We start from the raw sequence: 19,185 nt of genomic DNA on the forward strand, positions 1-19,185 counted from the left end.
CGATGGCATGACCGCAACGATCAGCCAGAATGCTTGCGTTGTGGTGCAGGAGTTCCTGTTCTTTCGCGGTCACTGGACACCTTCCGTTTGGGTTGGAAGCCTTGCAAGTTCCAAAGTCGAGAGTGGTACCACCATGCGTTCCGCCTGTAGGTACCAAAGCGTCGAACTGAGATCGTCATGGCCAAGTAGCCCTTGCACGAGTCGAAGGTCTTTTGTCATTCCCCACACCTTTCTTGCTGTTGTTCGGCGTAGATCATGGAGGCGGATTCGGCGCGTAATTCCACAGTCCTTGCATAGCCGCTGAAACCTCTCTCTGAGGTTTTCGGCGGTTAGTGTTGGGCGGTTTGGTATGCGCCAGCCTGTGACCCGGTGCGTGCCACGTGGGAGCTGTGCGACGAACGGTGCATCCGGTATCGCTGCCATATCCAGCAGAGCCTTTAGTTCGGATGTCACCGGAACTGTTTGCGTGTTGTCGTACTTCGTTCTGAACGAAAGCGTGCCTTGTTCGCTGTCGTAGTGATGAGGCGACAGCCGCGTGGCTGTTCCTGAGCGGATAGCCAGGTCTGAACACATCAGGATCAGGCATCGCAAGTTTGGCGGAGCAGCTTCTAGCAACTTGGCCCTTTCTGCGTCCGTAATCGTGATATTTCTCGGCTTTGGTACCTTCGTACGGACGACGCGCCGCGCGAGGGGCGGACACCCGTAATCTTCTTGGAGGTAGGTGAACAATCGTCTTGCTGTCGCGGAGCGGGTTTGCCGCGTGAAGGGGCTTTCGCTTTTGAGACACCAGTCGTTGATGACCGCGACGTGCGTTGCTCCGAGTTCCGTGGGGCCGAACCGTGTCGCTGCTGCGATAAGGACTTTTGCGCACTGGTGGTTCGTGGATGACTTTGAGAATCGGAGGAATGGCGCGAGGGCGATTGCAAGAATCGGCCCCCGCGCTGCTGAGGGCGGGTTTTCTTCTTCTGTGCCTCCTCAAAGGCAATGGCTTCTTCAGCCGTTTCGAACGATTTTCGTTTGCGGACACCCTTGCGATCTCTCCAATCAGCAAGGTACTTATTTCCTTTTTGAAACATCAGGACACCTCTGGACACCTTATCGGCGATGATTTCCCGCATAAGTAGTAGGCTTTTGAAGATGCCGCGCATCTACCTTGACGCCAATGCGACCACGCCCGTGCTGCCAGATGTGCTGCGTGCGATGGAACCGCATTGGAATGCGCGTTTCGGCAACGCCAGCGCCGTCCACGCCTTCGGTCGCGATGCACGCGACGCCGTGGATGCTGCACGTGATCAGGTGGCTGCTCTTATCGGCGGCAAGCCAGCGGAAGTCACTTTCACCAGCGGCGGCACGGAGAGCGATAACCTTGCACTCTTCGGCATCCTGAAGCCTGGCGACCATCTCATCGTCAGCGCCGTTGAGCATGACGCGGTATTGCACGCCGCGGATACACTGGAAGCAACGGGCGTCGCCGTCACACGTGTGCTTCCTGACAGCGAAGGGGTCATCCAGCCGGAAGCCATCGCTGCCGCCATGCAGCCGAACACGCGTCTCGTCAGCGTGATGCTGGCGAACAATGAAACCGGCGTGATCCAGCCCATTGCGAAGATCGGCAAGATTGCGCACAAGCACGATGCCCTGCTGCATACCGACGCCGTACAGGCCGCCGGAAAAATTCCAGTCCATGTGGATTACCTGCGCTGCGATCTGCTGAGTCTCTCCGCGCACAAGATGCATGCGCCGCAGGGCGTAGGCGCGCTGTGGGTACGCAAAGGCGTCACACTGCGGCCCATGCTGCACGGTGGCACGCATGAACGCCGACGCCGTGCCGGAACGGAAAATGTGCCGGGCATCGTCGGATTCGGAGCAGCAGCCGCATTGGCCTCCGAATGGCTTGCCAGCGAAGGTCCACAACAACTGCAACAGCGGCGCGACCGCCTGCAAACAGCTCTGCTCGACTTAGGCGATGCCGCCATCAACAGCGGCAATGCGGAGCGCGTCCCCAACACGCTCTCCATCCGTTTCGCAGGCGTCAACGCCGAAGAACTGGTGATTGCACTGGACTTGCAGGGACTTGCCATCAGCGGCGGATCGGCCTGCCAGAGCGGCGCCATTGAGCCATCGCATGTGCTCCGCGCTATGGGTTTGAACGATGAAGAAGCGCACACCAGCGTGCGCTTCTCGCTTTCGCGGCTGACCACGGACGAGGAAGTGGACCGCGCCATCGCCATCACCTCCACCGCTGTCCGTCGCCTGCGGTCGCTGTAATCCTGCATCTGCGACAAAAACCTGCGAAAATAAAGGGTAATGGCCACCACGGCACCCAACCCGGCGGAGCACGCATTTCCCGCTCCTGATCCCGCATCCACCATCGCAGTTGCGATGAGCGGCGGCGTGGACTCGTCTGCCGTGGCCGCTCTTTTGCAGCAGCAGGGATACACGCTGGTGGGCCTCACCTTGCAGCTATGGGATCAGCGCCGTCTCTCCGGCAAGGACGGCATTCCGGAACAGGTAACAGGCCGTTGCTGTTCGCTCGATGACGTCTACGATGCGCGTCGTGTCGCCGGTCAGCTTGGCATTCCATACTACGTGGTCAATCAGCAGCGCCGTTTTGAAGCAGACGTGGTGCAGCCGTTTGTAAACGACTACCTTGCAGGCCGCACGCCCATTCCCTGCACGCTCTGCAACAATCACCTGAAGTTCGACGAGCTATTGAAGACCGCGCGAGGCATTGGCGCAGAGCGCGTGGCCACCGGGCATTACGCTCGCGTGCGCTTTGACGAAGAGCGTGGCCGCTGGCTGCTGCTCCGTCCGGCGGACCGCAGCAAGGACCAGACTTACTTCCTCTTCGGTCTCACGCAGGAGCAGCTCAGCCGCACCATCTTCCCGCTCGGCGAAATGCAGAAGCCTGCCGTGCGCGCTATGGCCGAGGAGCAGGGTCTGCGCGTGGCGCAAAAGCCGGACTCGCAGGAGATCTGCTTTATCCCCGGCGGCGATTACAAGGCATTCCTGCACGCCTACCTGGAAGAGCAGGGCCGCGAGATGCCCGAAACATCAGGCGAACTCGTGACGGCAAGTGGCGACGTCGTTGGCTCACACACCGGCATCCACAACTTCACCGTGGGGCAGCGCAAGGGTATTCAACAGCAGTTGAACCATCACCCCGCAGAGCCGTTTTACGTGCTGGGCATTGAGCCTGCCAGCAATCGAGTTGTCGTTGGCCACGAAGAAGAACTGCACCAGACGCGCGGCGTTGCCGACCGCGTGAACTGGATCAGCATCGATATGTTGCGCGAACCGATGCGCATACAGGCAAAGATCCGCCATCGCCACGAGCCCGCGAATGCAACGATTTATCCCTTGGAAGAAGGCCGCGTAGAGATTGTCTTTGACGAGCCGCAGCGCGCCATTACACCGGGGCAGGCAGCGATGTTCTTCGATGGCGATATCGTGGTCGGCGGCGGCTGGCTGGTTTAGCACCAACCGCTCTTTGCTCCCACAACTGTCATCCTAAGCAGAACGAAGAATCCCCACGATGTTGTATCCGTGCACAGGTTATCCGGATTTCTTACGAGGAACCCGGCAATGCGTTCTCGCCTGAGAATGCGTAGGGATTGTTCGTCACCCCGTTCCTCAGAATGACGACAATAAAGAGCGGATGCATGGAAGCATCCGCTGGTTACTGCTGATCCATCACGTTACGCGTGATAGTCGTCCTCATATCCCGTGTACACACTCTCGCCTTCAAAGGCCGTTGGCTTCGGAGTCTTGGGCGTGTGCTTTGGCGCAAAGCTCGCAATCAGCGATTCGATGCTGGCCTTTGCACCGCTGGCCAGACTTGAAATCTGCCGCACCGGCGCATAGAACGCGTTATGCAGAGAATCCAGCACGTGCTGCACGCGGCCAATCGTGGTGCTCACCACTTCATGCGTGCGATCAAGACTGTTGGTCACAAAAGCATCGGCGCGTTCCGTCTGGTTCCGTATGCGGCGTGTGGTATCGCCAACGAGTGCGTCCACCTCTGCAAACCGCGCGTGATACATGTCAGAGGTTTCGGCCAGATTCTGCGTTACGCGACGCAGCTTCGGCGCAACGTCCGCAGTGGTTTCGCGAACCGTCGTCGAAATGTCGGCAACCTTTTCGGAGATTTCCTGCACATTTTCCAGGATGGGGTACACCTTGCCCCGCGCCTCTGACATCAGGCCTCGCAGCTCTCGCAACAGATGAGCAAAGGAAAGAGCAAAGGTGCTGAAGGCAATGGCGCCAAGCAGAACGCCAACGGCGCTAATACCAGAGAAAATGAGCAGATAATGCGCTTGCGACTCGGTCATGGATGACTCACTTGCAAAATTAGCGGAAAGAACCGGAGCCCGCGAACATGCGGATCGCGGGCTCCGGTTGCTTGCGTTTCGATTCTAATAGGTCTGGCTCTCGACCTTTTCCTGATAAATCTGTTTGCCCGTATCCACGGCAGAGGCTACTTTCTCCTGCTGCTGGGCCAGGAAGTCCTTGCCTTTGTCCACGTACTGGCTCCACTGCGTGCGGCCCTTGTCCACGTAGTCGTTGATCTGTTCGCGACCCTGGTCCACATACTGGTTGGCCTTTTCCTTCGCATCGCGAGCCTGCGCAGCAAGGTCTTCGCGAGTTTCACGGCCGCTCTTTGGCGCGTACAACACACCTACCAGAGCACCGATACCAAGTCCCGCAAGGAACCATCCCAGACCGTTCATGTTATCGTCTGCCATCTCGTCTTCTCCTGAAATCAAATATCTAACACTGCCGGGATTCCTGCGGCACGGGAATCGTACCCATCCGTCCTGATTTGAGCCTACATGCTTCTGCGCTCTCTGGGATGCGATCAGCCTATCCCAGTTCTCACGGATGCGATACCGCCCAACGGGGTTGCCGACTTACGGCATCTCAAAGAAACTACACGAAATGTGAAAACCGGTATAAAACAGAAGCCGAAACAAATCGAGCCGCGTCCTATTGCTTAAACAGGGACAGCGTTCCCGATATGCACCAAAATCTCGCACGCAACCTCAAATCTAAAGATAAAGATCGTGTCGAGATTCCCAGGAGAGTTCTGATGAGTATGAGCATGCGGTTTACGAAAACTATTGCGCTTGCTGCCGTATTGCTGGCTGGCGTCTCGGGCTGCAAGCAGGCAGCGCCCGTTGACGACGCCACACTGACAACGCAGGTGCAGCAGAAGATTGCGGCGGAAAGCGGCCTGGCCAACGAACCCGTCCAGGTATCCACCGTCAATGGCGCGGTAACCCTCAACGGCGCCGTCAGCAACGCAGCAGCACGCACCCTTGCGGCCAATGATGCTGCCAGCGTCACAGGCGTCCGCCAGGTATTGAACAACATCACAGTCGCACCACCGATAAATGCCGCGGACCTTGCACAGCCAGTCCCGCCGCCGGCCGCTTCCGCGCCGAAGGCACCTGTTGTGACAAAGAAGGCACCAACGCCAGCACCCGTGCGCAACACTCCAACTCCAGCACCGATTGAGCGTGCAGCGGCCCCGGCACCGGTGCAGCAGCCTGCTCCACCGCCACCGCCGCCGCAGCCGGTGGTCCGCACCATTACGATTCCTTCCGGCACCACGATCCCCGTCCGCGTAACGCAGACGCTGGACAGCGCCAGCACACAGCAGGGTGAGCGCTTCTCCGGCGCCGTGGCGACGGACATTGTGCAGGACGGAATGCTGGTCATCCCGCGCGGCTCCGTTGTCTCCGGAACCGTGACGGAGGCCCACGAAGCCGCACACTTCAAAGGCTCATCGCTGCTCACCGTGGAAATCACTGGTGTGACCGTGCGCGGCCAGAACATCCCGTTGGCTGTTACGCCGTATAGCGTGGAAGGCAAAGGCCGTGGCAAGAACACCGCGGTGAAGACCGGCGTGGGCGCTGCTGCTGGTGCAATCCTTGGCGGCATCTTCGGCGGTGGCAAGGGAGCCGCTATCGGCGCCGCAGCCGGTGGTGGAACCGGCGCTGGCATCAATGCCGTCACGCGTGGCGAGCAGGTGCAGATTCCCAGCGAGAGCGTTGTACGCTTCAGCCTGACCAACGCCGTCGCGGTACGCACCTCTACCCATGCGGGCGGAGGCGACGGAAGCGGACTGCAGAACCGCTAATCGCACAAACAAGTAAGGGAAGCAACAAGAGGCCGGCGAACCATTTCGCCGGCCTCTTGCATCTACACGGACATGACGACTCTTGCCACATGCCGGGTAGCAAAGACCAATGCTCCCATGCTGGCGAACGTCCGCGTGCCATTTTCCGTGGCCCTTACCCAGCCGTACTGCCCCTGCACGACCGGCACGAGAACGCAGACCACATGAAAAAGCATTCTTCCGGCACAGCTGGCTACGTCAGCTTCGTGCTGCACGCTCATCTTCCGTACGTACTGCATCACGGTACATGGCCTCACGGGCTGGAGTGGCTGCTGGAGGCCGCGGCAGAGACCTATCTGCCACTGTTGCGCATGTTGCGGACTCTGCAGGACGAGGGCATCCCGGTTCGCATCAACGTGAGCCTCTCGCCGGTTCTACTCCAGCAACTGGCGCATCCGGATTTTCGTGCGGAGTTGCCTGCCTATCTGGAACGCAAAATCGCTGCCGCTCGCGAAGATGCCGGATTCTTCGAACTTGCCAATGAAACGCACCTGCTGGGTCTCGCGCGCCACTGGGAACGCTTCTTTACACAGTCGCTGGAAGAACTGCAATTGCTGAGGGGCGATCTGGTTGCCGGCTTCCGCAACGCGCAGCAGAATGGTTCGCTCTCGCTGCTGACCTCAGCCGCAACGCACGGTTACGTCCCGCTGTTGGGCACCGACGAGAGCGTGCTGGCGCATTTTCGGACAGCAGTACGGGCTCATCGCAAGCTCATCGGAACCGAAACCGCTGGTGCCTGGCTACCAGAATTTGGGTATCGCCCCAGCGGTACATGGCAGTTTCCCGTCGCTCCCGAAGGCCGAAACGAAACCGGGCAGCCATCGCAACGCATTGGCACGGAAACAGCCCTTGCTGAAGCTGGCCTGAGCTTTACTTTCGTGGACGCGCATCTGATCGAACGCGCGGAGCAAATGGACGGTGCATCGCCCTCGCTCTATCGCCCTTATCGCATCGGCGAAAGCGACGTGGCTGTGCTGGCTCGCGATCCCCGGACCGCCTTCCAGGTGTGGAGCCCGCAACAGGGATACCCCGGCGATTTTGCTTATCTGGACTTCCATAAGAAGCGCTGGCCGGGTGGCCATCGTTACTGGCGTGTAACCGGTGACAACCTGGGCATGGACGGTAAAGAACCGTATCACCTGGAAACCGCTCAGGAACGCTCCCGCATTCACGCGGAACACTTTGTATCGCTGGTCGCTGATACGTTGCGTGCTCAGCCCAGCCCCGATCAGCAACCCCTGCTCCTCTCCGCTCCGTTTGACCTGGAACTCTTCGGCCACTGGTGGAACGAAGGCGTGCAGTTCCTGGAAAATGTCTTCCGCATCCTGCATAAAGGCACGCATGGTGTCCACGCCACCACCACGGAGGAATATCTGGCGCAACACGGCACAGCAGGCCGCGTCCGCATGTCCGAAGGCTCCTGGGGCGCCAATGGCGACAACAGCGTCTGGCTGAACAGCGAAACCTCATCGCTGCTCAGCACGGTCTACGCCGCGCAGCTTGCCCTGCGTGACGCTGCACAGACACCGCAGTGGACCGCCGACGGCCAGGCGGGACGCGTGGCACGCCAGATGTGCCGTGAACTTCTGCTGATGGAATCCAGCGACTGGCCCACACTCATCACCACCGGGGCGGCACGCGATTACGCCGAAAAGCGCTTTCAGGAACACACCAATGCCTTTGCCCAACTGCGCGCCATGTGGCCCACCATCACAGAAAACCATGCACTCACAGAGGACGATGAAGCCACGCTTACCGAGTTGGAACGGGTAGACAACCTCTTCCCCGACCTCGATCCGGCTGATTGGAAATCCTGAAATGGCAGAGCGCTTTCCTGCACCCCGCGTTCATACTCGATAAACTAAAGGGGTGGCTACCACCGCCATCGTCGCACGAAGCACGGAAAGCCACGCACGCAGGGCTCCTCTGGAGATTTGGCATCTTCTCAGTCTCGATGCACCCACAGTGGCCGCGGTCTGGACTGCCTTCTTTGCAGCCTCCTTCCATGTTGTATTGCCGTGGACCGTTCCGTTGGCGCTTGCACTCGCCGTCTGGATCTTCTACGCTGCAGACCGACTCAGCGATGCGCAACATGAGGCATCCTCGCTGGAAGACCGCCATCATTTCCACGCGCAACATGCTCGCGGTTTCTTCGTTGCGATCGGCTTTGCAGTGCCCACAGTCCTTATCTTGCTGGCAGAACTTCCGCACACCGTACGCATCGCGTGGCTGCTCCTTGTCCTTCCCCTGATGGCCTACGCCGCTGCGGTTCACCTGTTGAAACTGCAGGTTCCGAAGGAATGGATGGTGGGATTGTTCTTCGCCCTCGCGATTGCCGCACCGTGTCTTCTGAACCAAGACCATGCGGCGGAATGGCTGTGTGCCGCAACATTCGGCATCCTCTGCTGGCTCAACTGTGTTCACATCGCGCGCGCGGAATCCGCCGCAACCGATCGTGCGACGGCATGGGCTGTCGATCACTTCCGAGCCATCACGCTGGCCTTCGCCATTGCCAATGCTGTCATCGCCGTCTGCCTGCCGCAGGCACGGAGTGTCGCTCTTGCGCTTATGGCAGCCGCGCTGCTGCTTCGTGCACTGGATCGCCTTGAGCCACATACCTCTGCGGTTCGCATGCGCGCCTTTGCCGACGCCGCACTACTCACGCCACTGTTGCTATGGCCGCTGCTGCGATACCTGCAATGAGCGGCTTCGATCGTCTGGCGAAACCCTATCGCTGGATGGAATATCTCAGCTTCGGCACCGCGCTGGAACATTGCCGCTTCCATTTCCTTCCGCTGCTGCGCAACACGCAACACGCGCTGCTGCTCGGCGACGGTGATGGCCGCTTCACCGCCGCTCTGCTGCAACAAGCGGGAACAGCAGACGCATTTGCCATCGACGACAGCGCAGCCATGCTGCACGCTCTCCAGGAACGTTGCACTGCCATTGGCGCAGCCTCGCGCCTGCGAACGCTGTGCACGCGCCTGAACGATGGGCTTCCTGAAGCCATTGCAGGCAAACACTTCGACCTCATCGCCACCCACTTTTTCCTCGACTGCCTCCGCGATACCGAGGTGGAACGCATCGTGCATGATGCAGCGCTTTGCACCACATCCGATGCGTACTGGGTCATCTCGGAGTTTCGCGTCCCGAATCATGGCGTGATGCGGCTTCCATCACGACTCATCGTACGGCTGCTCTACCTTGCTTTTCGCATCCTCACCGGCCTGCGTGCGCAGAAGCTGCCAGATTATGGCGCAATCCTCCGACTCTACGGCTGGCGCATGCAACAACAGAAAACGTGGCTTGCTGGACTTCTCGTCAGCGAGTTGTGGCAGCGAACAGACAGCGCAGATGCACTCGAAGGCATAAAATCAAAACAGCAATGAACCTGTACATGCTGCGACATGCGTCGGCTGGTCAACGCCGATCAAACCCGATACTCGATGTGAAGCGTCCGCTGGATAAAGCGGGCAAGCGCGATTGCCTTCTGCTGGGCAACACGCTTACCAGCATGAACGTCAGCTTTGACCTCGTCGTCTCCAGTCCGCTGAAGCGCAGCCTGCAAACCGCATCGCTTGTTGGCACGGAAACGGGCTACGAGCAGAAGATCGTTCTCAGCGACGCGCTTGCGCCCTCTGCCACCTATGCGCAGTTTGAAAAACTGCTGGTGGAGTGCAGCGGTGTGGAATCGCTGCTGGTGGTTGGCCACAGCCCCAATCTCGTGGAGTTCCTCGGTACACTGATGCAGCCCGCGCAGCAGACACGCGCCAGCCGGCCGCCTGCATCCATCCGCCTGCGCAAAGGCGCAATTGCCAAGCTGAACCTGGAACGTGGCGCTGCCACGTTGCAATGGATGCTGGACCCGCGCGTCATCCGTACGCTTTACGCCAACTCCACCACCAGGTCGCGCCGGAAGATTTCGCGGAAGTAAGGCGCTTCCTTCTTCAGCGACCACTGCTCCAGCTCCGCTCCGCCCTTCGCCGCGCTCAGTTCCAGCAACACCCGCTTGGGATACACGCGCACATTCACCTGTACCGGCTGCGTGGCGCGGTTCTGATTCAGTCCAATTGCAAGTCGGAGCAACACAACGCACCGCACCACATCCGCTTGCGTCTCCACCGGAACCGCGCGCAGAGGACGATCCATCCCGTCCGGGCGGCTCTTGCCCAGGTAGCGCGCAATTGCGCTCATGAGGGTGCGTTCCGCCGGTGAGAAACCGAAAATTTCCGAGTTCTCAATGATGTATTGCGCGTGGCGATGATGTCCCTGATGGTTCATGAACTTACCGACTTCGTTCATCATCGCTGCCGCAGCCAACAACTCGCGCATGTCCGGCGACATGCCATGCACACGCTCCAGCGCATCGAACAACTTCACCGCATCCGCACGCACGGCATCCGCGCGCTTCAGGTCAATGTTGTAACGGCGGCAAACCTCCAGCACACCTGTCCAGCGTTCCTGCTCCACGGCGCGATGCACGGATGCACGCTCATCAGAGTCAGAAAGCATCTGCGCCAGAATGCCGTCACGCAAACCCAGCGGCGAGTAGCGAAATCCGCTTAATTCCAACCGCTCCAGAATCGATGCGTATACAAACGCGCCGCCAATAATGATCTCGCAACGCTTCGGTCCGATGCCCGGCACCACCATGCGCTCGCTGTTCTTCATCTTCACCAGGCGGTTCGCCAGCTTGCGCACCGATGCCGCATCCGCTTCCAGATGGCCAACTTTGCTGGCAATGCGTTTTATCGCGACAGACTTCTTCCCTGCGCGCGCAACCTTCGTCTTGGCTTTCGCAAGGAACCCGCTCTGACTCGCCTCGGCCAATGCCGCAGCCGCGCCAGAGGTGGCAATCACCACCGGCACATTCGGCTTGCCCATCTTGCGTTCCAGCTTGCGCATCTCGCGTTCAATGTAGATGTGGAGCTGTCGCAGCTCATCTGCGGTTGGTGGATCGCTATGCAGAAATTCCTGCTGCAGACGCACCGATCCAAGCGGCATCGACACCATCTGCTGGATGCGCCCGTTGTCGCTCAGCGTCACCTCGCAGGAGCCGCCGCCCAGGTCGATCATCACGCATTTGCCACGCGCTCCCGGTTCACCGGAGAGAACACCAAGATGGATCAGCCTTCCTTCTTCCAGGCCAGAAACCACCTCCACTGTCCAGCCTGTAGCCGACTTCACCCACGCAGTGAATGCGGCAGCATTGCGTGCATCACGCATGGCAGACGTTGCCACCACCCGCACGCGATCCACCACCTGTGCCTGCACCGCCTTCTGAAATCGCTTCAGCGCACGGATGGTATTCGCCATCGCATCCGGTGATATCTCACCGGTTTCAAATACGCTTTCGCCCAGCCGCACCACTTCACGATCCTGATGAAACACCTTGATGCGGTGCTGTTCCACAGTGGCAATGGCAAGACGGCAGGAGTTGGAGCCGATGTCGATGGCGGCAAACGTTGGCATTGGCATCCTTCACGAGCAAGTAGAACTTCCCTAAGCACCATACATCGTTTTGCCACTACCCTGCCGATCCGCGCCATTGCCTGCCACATCTGAATCACGGGAGACTTTTTCGCCGTCTTAAGCCCAATATCATCACCATCGCACATGCAGGACGCCCGATCGACATGGACTATTCAATCGTCATTCCGTTACTGAACGAAGAAGACGCAATTCCCGAGCTGTATACGCGGCTGAAGGGCGAACTGGAGCAGATCGCCTCCACCGGCAAGAGCTACGAGATGATCTTCGTGGATGACGGTAGCCGCGATCGCAGCTTCAAGCTGCTGAGCGAACTCGCCTCAATGGATTCAACCGTCAACGTCATCCAGTTCCGTCGCACCTATGGCAAAACAGCCGGTCTGGCCGCGGGTTTTGAGATGGCAACCGGTGAAATCACCATCACCATGGATGGCGATCTGCAACACGACCCCGCCGACCTGCAGCGCTTCATCATACGCATGAACGAGGGTTACGACATTGTGTGCGGATGGCGCGAGAAACGCGTGGATAACCTCTGGGTTCGCCGCATTCCATCGAAGATTGCAAACTACTTCATGCGTAAACTTTCCCGCGTGGAGATTGACGATTTCGGCGGTGGTTACAAGGCGTACCGCACGTCACTGCTGCGTGAAGTCCCGCTCTACGGAGGCATGCAGCGCTTCATTCCCGCGCTGGCATCGCTGCAGGGCGCGCGCGTATGCCAGTTGCCCATCCGCAACATTCCGCGGCGCTATGGAAAATCGCGCTACGGCATTGGCCGCGTCATCCCGGTCTTCTTCGACCTGCTGCGCATTCACTTCCTGCTGAACTATCTACAGCAGCCGTTGCGCTTCTTTGGCTCATGGGGATTGGCCCTGATTGGCGGTGGCGGCCTCTTGTCGCTGGGCCTGCTCTATGAATGGCTCTTCCGCGACCGCCACGTCATGCTGCATCACGGCCCCTTAATGCTTGCAGCCGCACTGCTCATCGTAGCGGGCATACAGTGCTTCATGGGCGGACTCATCGGCGAGATGCTGCTCTGGCTGAACAAGCGCGGCCAGAAGAGTGACTACAGCATTGCCCACATGATCAGCGGCCACGAACGCGAAACAAGCCTCTCCTCATAACGCAGACAACATCAACCATGTACAAACGGGCGACTGCAGAAAGCAGTCGCCCGTTTGGCAATGTACGAGCAGGAAAAGCTCACTCTGATGTTCTGTTGAACCACTTAACTGCGGTTCAACAGAACATACTTCCCGCCCGACGAACCGATCAGCCTGCCGCCATGCGTGGCCTGCCACTGCTGTGTGCGCTTCGCATCATGCGTCACAAAGAACACCGGCGCGCTGCCGTTCCATAACGTAAGGAACGAAGCATCATCCTCAAAGCGATGCGGAGCGTCCGCATACAGCGATCCGTACCAGAGGTTATTCACGCGTCCATTCAACATGTACACCGGCTGGCCTGTGTAGAAGTTGATGGAGTCGCCGTTGGAATACTCGCCATCAATCACAATGCGCGCCGCGGGATCCCAGTGCTGCTGAATCACGCGTGCCAGCGGCTCTGATCCAAGAATCGGATAGAAGATCCGCAGCCCTTCGTGCACACTGCCCAGCACTCCACACATGCCCAGCGCCAAAACAACATTTGCCGCAAACGATTTGCCACGCAGCTTCAGGAACAGCGGTACCCCCGTTGCCAGCAGCAAGCTCGCCGCCATCGTGATTAGCGGTACGCGGAAGAACCCGAACGCGTTCGTTGTGAAATCAAACAGATGGCCAAACGAAAGCCGATAGTCATCCGGATGCTGCTGCAACGCCTCAAACAAATCTGCACCAGGAGCAGGCGCTTTCGCCACAACCGCCAGAGCGATGCAAACAATAGCCGCAATCGCAGCGACAGAGAACAACGCTGCGTAGAACCACCGCGAACGCTTGGACTCCCGCGACTCCGCATCCGCAAGATAACGCCCTGCCAGCAGCGCCAGCGCAGGCACCGCGGGAAGCGTGTAATACTCCTGCCGCGTGGAGAAGCTGAAGAACAGCAGGATCATCACGGCCCACAGCAGCAGCATCACCGTAGGTCCGCCGTTGCGCCATGCGCCTCTGCGCTGCCACCAGCGACGCGCCGCTCCAAACAGGAACACACCCCACGGCATCAGCCACACCACCAGCAACGCCCAGAAGGTCAGCAGTGGCACCTTGTCATAATCACGTGGAATGCGCCGGTTCAGATAGCGATTGATCTGGTCGTTGACTATGTAAAACCAGAACCAGCCCTTCGCTCCGCCGCTGGGCGCATTCCGCTGCCACGCAAGAATATGCCACGGCAACATGGTCACCAAAAACACCACCGCGAAGATACCCGCGCGCATCTTCAACAGCATCTTCAGTTCGCCAATCACCAGCAGATACAACACCAGCAGGCCCAGCGGAAACACGATGCCGATCAATCCCTTGGTGAGCATGCCCGCCGTACACACCAGCGCAAACATCACCGCGTGCCACGCCTTCGCTCTACCCTCCGCGCGAATGGAATCCACCATGCGCAGGATCAGGTCCGCGCACATGGTCATCCATAGCGCCACCATGACATCGGGGATAAAAAATCGCGTGAAGATATAAGGCCCGATGCAAGTGGCCATCGCGAGTCCCGCATAAAAACCAGAGCGTTCGCCAAACAACCGCGTGCCCAGGCTGTATACGTACAGGATCAGCACCAGTACCGACAGCGCCAGAGGCAGACGGAATGCCCAGTCGTGCATGCCGAAGATTTGCGCGCCACCTGCGGCCAGCCAATACGGCAGGGGTGGTTTATCCAGGTAGCGAATGCCATCCACGTACAGGGTCACGTAGTCATGGCGCGTGATCATTTCGCGCGCTGCTTCCGTGTGGATGGAATCCACATCATCCAGCAGCGGCGGCCCGAAGATGCCCACGAACTGTGTCAGAAACCAAAGGATTGCGAGAAAAGCTATGTGCCCTACCCGCAAAGAACTACGCTGCTGTGCCTGCATGAACGCCTTTTTACAAAATTCCGGCCGCACTTCGGCCCTTCACATTATCGCTGAACGCGCACGAATCGCGGCATCCTCCGTCTTTCTGCGGCATAAGGTGTCCGTTACCCATAAGATGAATCGGTGACGTTGTCTGAACCACTGCCGTCTTCTCCCTCCCCGGATTCGCAGACATCTGCTGGCCCGCTCAATCGCCGTTCGATCGCTGTACTGGTAGCCATCTGGCTCGTGCTGCACCTCGGCTGTCTCTTCACGCCCGGTCTGCTGGACGATGTGGACTCGATTTACATTGAAGCGGCTCGCGAAATGTTGCAGCGCCACGACTACGTCACGCCCTACGTCGACGGCGTCCGTTTCTTCGATAAGCCACCACTCATGTACTGGATGGCGGCAGGCGGCATGAAAGTCTTCGGCCCGCATGACTGGGCTGCGCGACTGCCACTGTCATTAATGGTGCTGGGACTCTTTCTTTCTGTGTATGTGCTTGGCCGCAGACTCTTTGGAGAACGCGGCGGCTTCTACGCAGCAGTCGCCATGGCCACCAGCCTTGGCCCCTATCTCTTCACGCGGTTCTACATCCCCGACATTATGAATGCGCTGTGGATGGCACTGGGCGTCCATCTGTTTCTTATTGCGCTGGACAGCAGCCGCAACGGAGAGATGCGTTCCGCACGCATGGCCACATGGGCCTTCGGTATCGTGATGGGACTGAACCTGCTGACCAAGGGATTGATCGGTATCGTCTTCCCCATCGGCTTTGTCGTGATCTATGCGCTGCTCACAAAGCAATGCAGACGACTGCTCAAGCTGCCGCTATTCACTTCGCTGCTGCTCTTTGCCGTGGTTGCGTTGCCGTGGCACATCCTTGCAGCGCTGCGCAACCCCGCCATCGCCATGCCTGCGGGCACAGGCCTTCCTGCACGCGCCGGATGGTTCTGGTTCTACATCATCAACGAGCACTTCATGCGCTTCCGTGGCCTGCGCATCCCGCATGATTACGGCCAGGTGCCCATCCCGCTCTTCTGGCTGATGTTCTTCCTGTGGCTCATGCCGTGGGTCGCATTCCTGCCTGCCGCATGGACGCAGTACGCACGCATGTGGCGCGACCGCTTGCTGGAAAATTCCAAGCGCAAACAAGCCGCGCTGACCGTGCTGCTGTGGAGCGGCATGGTGCTTGGCTTCTTCACGCTCAGTTCGCGGCAGGAGTATTATTCGCTGCCCGCATTGCCCGCACTCGCATTGATGGCCGGTGGCGTCGTTGCCGGGGCCGAACACGGCGACCCGCATCTGCGTCGCAACATCCTGCGCGCACACACATGGTTCCTGTTGCCCCTGGGACTTCTCATCGCCGCCATCTGCGGCACACTCGCGATGATCTCGCCTGCGGCACGTCCCGGCGCAGACATCAGCGAACTACTCACCAGCAATCCCGATCAGTACAACCTTGCACTCGGCCATCTACATGACCTCACCACGCGCGCTATGGGCTTCTTCCGCGCGCCACTGATCATCATGGCTGTGTCCATGTTTGGTGTTGGTCCCGTCGCGTGGTGGGTGCGACGCTACGGCAATCGCCGCATCGCCAACCGCGAACGTGCTGCGAATGCGGTACTCGCGGTCAGCATGTGTGGGGTGCTGCTCGCAGTGCATGGCGGCCTTGATCGCTTCTATCCCATCATTGGCTCCAAGGGTCTCGCGGTGCAACTCGCGAAGGTAGTGCAGCCGCAGGACGCTGTGATGCTCGATGGCGAACTCACCAGCGGCTCAACGCTGCTGTTTTACACACGGCATCCGTTGCAGCTTGTGAATGGACGCGTCAACGGTCCGTGGTTCGGCTCATTCTGGCCGGATGCTCCGCCCATCTTTGAGGATGAGGACAGCCTTCACAAAGCGTGGAGTGGAACCCAGCGCGTGTATCTGTTGACCTACCAGCAAACACGCGTCACAGACCTGCAACACTTCGGCGCAGTGCATCTTTTCGCCACGTCCGGCGGCAAGATGATCCTCACCAATCGATAGCAGCGAAACCACTGCGATACCATTCCATGCGGAAGCGCATGGCCGTGTTTGGATGTGTCAGAGCCGCGCTGTTCCTGCGAGATCACGTCCATGGCACCTGCGGCCCTTACAAAACAGCAACGCACCCAACTCCTCAGCGTGCTGCAGGAGCGCTTCGAAAAGAACTCCAGTCGCCACGCAAAACTTGCATGGAATGACGTCGCGCCAAAGCTCGAAAAAAACAACGCCGCACTACGTTCCCTTTTCGCCATGGAAGAAAGCGGCGGCGAACCGGATGTGATTGGCCGCGATGAAAAAACAGGCGAAATCATCTTCTGCGACTGCTCCGCAGAAAGCCCCGAAGGCCGCCGTAACACCTGCTACGACCGCAAGGGTTATGAGAAGCGGCTGAAAGAAGGATTAAAACCGCTGGGTTGCGTCATCGATATGGCAGCCGACATGGGCATTGAGCCGCTGGATGAAGAGCAATACTTCGCACTGCAGAAGCTCGGAGCATTCGACCTGAAATCACAAAGCTGGATCAAAGCGCCTGCTGAGTTCGTAAAACTTGGTGGAGGATTATTCGGTGACCGCCGTTTCGGTCGCGTCTTCGTGTATCACAACACACCACCATCGTTTTATCGTGCAAGAGGATTCCGTGGCCTGCTTCGCATTTAAAGCATTGTCCTGATGATATGGCTTCGACCAAAATCGAATGTCGTTTCCCTTGAGAGAGAACGACGCATGCCTCCTCGGTTTGGTGACATCTTCAGGAAAATGCTCTAGCCGTCCGCCTTCAAACGGCCATCCGGCATGATGCGGAAGTGCGTGCCGTGATAACTCGTATCCGCAGGCAGATAACTGCAGCACCACACGATAAAACCGAGCAGGTCACGCACCGGATAGATCGATGTCTGAAACGCGATGCGTTCCGCACCCAGCACGCGCAACATGGTGAATGCCTGCAGCCACCGATTCATCAACGCGATGCCAAGAAACACCCATGCCGCGCACCAGTTGCCAAGCGCAGCCTCCAACGCAAATCCGATCAACCCGAACGGCATGGCAAACGTCAGCCCCGTGCCAAAGTGCCCCGCCGGACGCGACCTGCGCGTGCTCTGCATCCAGCGAAGCTGATCGCGAAACGACCGCACAACACCCTGATCCGCCACCACCAGCTTGATCACGTGCGTGCTCATCTCCACGCCTTTGCCCTGTTCGGCAAGCCGATGCCCCAACACAAAATCCTCGGCCCAGTAGTGGCCCAGGTCTTCATAACCACCGGCTTCGGAGAAGGTTTTCTTCTCCAGCATCATTGTTACGCCCAGCGCAAAGTCCGTACCGCTCAGCATGTCTGCAATCAACACGCCGGCGCCCATCTCCACCGTCTTACCCACGGCGTCCAGCCACGTGAATACGGTGCCCCGGTCCACATGCCCCACGTACAAACACGAACCCAGCACCACCTGCTTACCATTCACAGTGTGTCCCGGCGCAATGGACTGGATGCAACGCAGCAGCGCATCCGGTGACACACGTGCATCCGCATCGCTGGTAATCAGGTGCGGATACGTCGCCACCTCACTCATCACACCCAGCGAAAACATCTTCGGATTCGGATACAGCGGTTCACCGCACGCATAAAAACGCGCAGCCCGATCGGGATAACGCTTTGAGACTTCATACGCAATCTGGATACCCGCATCATCCTGATGACGCGCGCAAAAGATGATCTCGTATGGCGCGGGATAGTCCTGCCGGAAGAAGCTCTCAATGCTCTGCTCCAGCCCCGGCTCTGCACCGTGCAGCGGCTTCAACAAACTTAGTGGCGGCGTGAACAATTCCTTCTCTTGCAGAGCACGCCTGCGCCTTGCAGCAAAACGCAACGCAGCCATCACGGCCATGCCACAGAAGATCAGCGCTGTCAGCGAACCCAGCGCCGCAATCCAGAACAAGATGTGCGAAAGAAGACCTGTGCCTGTGAGATGCAACAGCGAAACGAAACTCATCCCCGCTTCTTCGTCGATGCGGACTTCACCACCACCGGCTTGCCTACCAGCACGGGACGCCGCAGCGGTACCAGACCTGCCTCATTGCTGCGCGGCTGCTGCATACGGCTCAGCATCTCGTCGCGCATGTAGCTCACAAAGTTCTGCATGTCCTTGTTCATCTGTTCCATGCGTTCGCGCATCTGCAGAATGATGGCGATGCCTGCAATGTTCACGCCCAGATCCCGTGCCAGGTTCAGGATGAACTCCAGCCGCTCCAGGTCCTCGTCGGTGTACAAGCGGGTGTTGCCCTCGGAGCGTGAAGGGCGCAGCAGGCCTTCGCGCTCATACAGGCGCAGCGTCTGCGGATGAATGGCATACATCTCCGACACTGCAGAGATCATGTACGCGCCTTTGGAACGTCGCTTGGTTGCCATGACGGGTGCACCTATTTTACTGATTTGGATGCCATTTCCGCACCCCATAGATATTCCGCGGTACACGCAACG

17 protein-coding genes are annotated in these 19,185 nt (G+C 58.9%); 10 read left to right on the forward strand and 7 right to left on the reverse strand.

What is annotated here, in order from left to right; translation table 11 throughout:
• Positions 1-69 precede the first annotated feature (69 nt).
• Positions 70-729, reverse strand: a complete 660-nt coding sequence (locus AB6729_RS15885; RefSeq protein ID WP_371082637.1) for a tyrosine-type recombinase/integrase — start codon at positions 727-729, stop codon at positions 70-72.
• A 408-nt stretch (positions 730-1,137) separates the two neighbouring features.
• Between AB6729_RS15885 and AB6729_RS15890 the strand changes: the two genes are divergently transcribed.
• Together AB6729_RS15890 and mnmA are read left to right on the forward strand one after the other, a co-directional pair.
• The gene (locus AB6729_RS15890; RefSeq protein WP_371082638.1) at positions 1,138-2,268 is read left to right on the forward strand and encodes a cysteine desulfurase family protein; all 1,131 of its coding nucleotides are present in this window, start codon (positions 1,138-1,140) and stop codon (positions 2,266-2,268) included.
• A gap of 39 nt (positions 2,269-2,307) precedes the next feature.
• Positions 2,308-3,477: a tRNA 2-thiouridine(34) synthase MnmA gene (mnmA, locus tag AB6729_RS15895; RefSeq protein ID WP_371082639.1), complete on the forward strand. Its 1,170-nt coding sequence runs from the start codon at positions 2,308-2,310 to the stop codon at positions 3,475-3,477.
• A gap of 221 nt (positions 3,478-3,698) precedes the next feature.
• On the opposite strand, the gene AB6729_RS15900 is transcribed toward mnmA, so the two are convergent.
• Both AB6729_RS15900 and AB6729_RS15905 read right to left on the reverse strand, forming a co-directional pair.
• Positions 3,699-4,331 carry a hypothetical protein gene (locus tag AB6729_RS15900; RefSeq protein ID WP_371082640.1) on the reverse strand — a complete coding sequence of 211 codons (633 nt, stop codon included), beginning with the start codon at positions 4,329-4,331 and terminating at the stop codon, positions 3,699-3,701.
• Positions 4,332-4,415: 84 nt separating this feature from the next.
• Positions 4,416-4,745, reverse strand: a complete 330-nt coding sequence (locus AB6729_RS15905) for a YtxH domain-containing protein (RefSeq protein ID WP_371082641.1) — start codon at positions 4,743-4,745, stop codon at positions 4,416-4,418.
• Positions 4,746-5,089: 344 nt separating this feature from the next.
• On the opposite strand from AB6729_RS15905, the gene AB6729_RS15910 reads away from it, so the two are divergent.
• The 5 genes from AB6729_RS15910 (at position 5,090) to AB6729_RS15930 (ending at position 10,115) form a co-directional block, all read left to right on the forward strand.
• Positions 5,090-6,142 (forward strand): BON domain-containing protein, encoded by a 1,053-nt coding sequence (locus tag AB6729_RS15910; RefSeq protein WP_371082642.1) that lies wholly within the window; start codon positions 5,090-5,092, stop codon positions 6,140-6,142.
• A gap of 203 nt (positions 6,143-6,345) precedes the next feature.
• A complete protein-coding gene (locus tag AB6729_RS15915) occupies positions 6,346-7,998 on the forward strand; it encodes a 1,4-alpha-glucan branching protein domain-containing protein (protein ID WP_371082643.1) in 1,653 nt (550 codons plus the stop codon).
• A gap of 52 nt (positions 7,999-8,050) precedes the next feature.
• Positions 8,051-8,884: a hypothetical protein gene (locus AB6729_RS15920; RefSeq protein WP_371082644.1), complete on the forward strand. Its 834-nt coding sequence runs from the start codon at positions 8,051-8,053 to the stop codon at positions 8,882-8,884.
• On the forward strand, positions 8,881-9,570 hold the full coding sequence (locus AB6729_RS15925) for a class I SAM-dependent methyltransferase (RefSeq protein ID WP_371082645.1): 690 nt from the start codon (positions 8,881-8,883) through the stop codon (positions 9,568-9,570). The genes AB6729_RS15920 and AB6729_RS15925 overlap by 4 nt, the downstream gene beginning before the upstream one ends.
• Positions 9,567-10,115, forward strand: a complete 549-nt coding sequence (locus AB6729_RS15930) for a histidine phosphatase family protein (protein ID WP_371082646.1) — start codon at positions 9,567-9,569, stop codon at positions 10,113-10,115. Before AB6729_RS15925 ends, AB6729_RS15930 begins: the two co-directional genes overlap by 4 nt.
• Here AB6729_RS15930 and AB6729_RS15935 read toward each other — a convergent pair.
• Positions 10,067-11,653, reverse strand: a complete 1,587-nt coding sequence (locus AB6729_RS15935) for a Ppx/GppA phosphatase family protein (RefSeq protein ID WP_371082647.1) — start codon at positions 11,651-11,653, stop codon at positions 10,067-10,069. The genes AB6729_RS15930 and AB6729_RS15935 overlap by 49 nt on opposite strands.
• A gap of 164 nt (positions 11,654-11,817) precedes the next feature.
• Here AB6729_RS15935 and AB6729_RS15940 point away from each other — a divergent pair, with 164 nt between their 5' ends.
• Positions 11,818-12,798 (forward strand): glycosyltransferase family 2 protein, encoded by a 981-nt coding sequence (locus tag AB6729_RS15940; protein WP_371082648.1) that lies wholly within the window; start codon positions 11,818-11,820, stop codon positions 12,796-12,798.
• Between the two features lie 104 nt (positions 12,799-12,902).
• Here the strand turns inward: AB6729_RS15940 and AB6729_RS15945 are convergent, their stop codons facing one another.
• Entirely contained in the window at positions 12,903-14,690 is a 1,788-nt protein-coding gene (locus AB6729_RS15945; RefSeq protein ID WP_371082649.1) for an ArnT family glycosyltransferase, read from the reverse strand.
• 123 nt (positions 14,691-14,813) lie between these two features.
• Here AB6729_RS15945 and AB6729_RS15950 point away from each other — a divergent pair, with 123 nt between their 5' ends.
• Both AB6729_RS15950 and AB6729_RS15955 read left to right on the forward strand, forming a co-directional pair.
• Positions 14,814-16,709 carry an ArnT family glycosyltransferase gene (locus tag AB6729_RS15950; RefSeq protein ID WP_371082650.1) on the forward strand — a complete coding sequence of 632 codons (1,896 nt, stop codon included), beginning with the start codon at positions 14,814-14,816 and terminating at the stop codon, positions 16,707-16,709.
• 90 nt (positions 16,710-16,799) lie between these two features.
• Complete coding sequence (locus tag AB6729_RS15955) at positions 16,800-17,366, forward strand: DUF4256 domain-containing protein (protein WP_371082651.1); 567 nt, start codon at positions 16,800-16,802, stop codon at positions 17,364-17,366.
• A 104-nt stretch (positions 17,367-17,470) separates the two neighbouring features.
• Here the strand turns inward: AB6729_RS15955 and AB6729_RS15960 are convergent, their stop codons facing one another.
• Both AB6729_RS15960 and AB6729_RS15965 read right to left on the reverse strand, forming a co-directional pair.
• Positions 17,471-18,697, reverse strand: coding sequence for a glycosyltransferase (locus AB6729_RS15960; protein WP_371082652.1), 1,227 nt, complete (start codon positions 18,695-18,697; stop codon positions 17,471-17,473).
• Entirely contained in the window at positions 18,694-19,113 is a 420-nt protein-coding gene (locus AB6729_RS15965) for a helix-turn-helix transcriptional regulator (protein ID WP_371082653.1), read from the reverse strand. Before AB6729_RS15965 ends, AB6729_RS15960 begins: the two co-directional genes overlap by 4 nt.
• Positions 19,114-19,185 lie beyond the last annotated feature (72 nt).

The sequence above is a fragment of the Terriglobus sp. RCC_193 genome, assembly GCF_041355105.1.
GTDB lineage: Bacteria > Acidobacteriota > Terriglobia > Terriglobales > Acidobacteriaceae > Terriglobus.

What these genes read in the sequence shown, in the direction of transcription:
- AB6729_RS15890 (WP_371082638.1), top strand. Translation starts at nt 1,138, where the DNA reads ATGCCGCGCATCTACCTTGACGCCAATGCGACCACGCCCGTGCTGCCA.
- mnmA (WP_371082639.1), top strand. Translation starts at nt 2,308, where the DNA reads ATGGCCACCACGGCACCCAACCCGGCGGAGCACGCATTTCCCGCTCCT.
- AB6729_RS15900 (WP_371082640.1), bottom strand. Translation starts at nt 4,331, where the DNA reads ATGACCGAGTCGCAAGCGCATTATCTGCTCATTTTCTCTGGTATTAGC.
- AB6729_RS15905 (WP_371082641.1), bottom strand. Translation starts at nt 4,745, where the DNA reads ATGGCAGACGATAACATGAACGGTCTGGGATGGTTCCTTGCGGGACTT.
- AB6729_RS15910 (WP_371082642.1), top strand. Translation starts at nt 5,090, where the DNA reads ATGAGTATGAGCATGCGGTTTACGAAAACTATTGCGCTTGCTGCCGTA.
- AB6729_RS15915 (WP_371082643.1), top strand. Translation starts at nt 6,346, where the DNA reads ATGAAAAAGCATTCTTCCGGCACAGCTGGCTACGTCAGCTTCGTGCTG.
- AB6729_RS15925 (WP_371082645.1), top strand. Translation starts at nt 8,881, where the DNA reads ATGAGCGGCTTCGATCGTCTGGCGAAACCCTATCGCTGGATGGAATAT.
- AB6729_RS15930 (WP_371082646.1), top strand. Translation starts at nt 9,567, where the DNA reads ATGAACCTGTACATGCTGCGACATGCGTCGGCTGGTCAACGCCGATCA.
- AB6729_RS15935 (WP_371082647.1), bottom strand. Translation starts at nt 11,653, where the DNA reads ATGCCAACGTTTGCCGCCATCGACATCGGCTCCAACTCCTGCCGTCTT.
- AB6729_RS15940 (WP_371082648.1), top strand. Translation starts at nt 11,818, where the DNA reads ATGGACTATTCAATCGTCATTCCGTTACTGAACGAAGAAGACGCAATT.
- AB6729_RS15945 (WP_371082649.1), bottom strand. Translation starts at nt 14,690, where the DNA reads ATGCAGGCACAGCAGCGTAGTTCTTTGCGGGTAGGGCACATAGCTTTT.
- AB6729_RS15955 (WP_371082651.1), top strand. Translation starts at nt 16,800, where the DNA reads ATGGCACCTGCGGCCCTTACAAAACAGCAACGCACCCAACTCCTCAGC.
- AB6729_RS15960 (WP_371082652.1), bottom strand. Translation starts at nt 18,697, where the DNA reads ATGAGTTTCGTTTCGCTGTTGCATCTCACAGGCACAGGTCTTCTTTCG.
- AB6729_RS15965 (WP_371082653.1), bottom strand. Translation starts at nt 19,113, where the DNA reads ATGGCAACCAAGCGACGTTCCAAAGGCGCGTACATGATCTCTGCAGTG.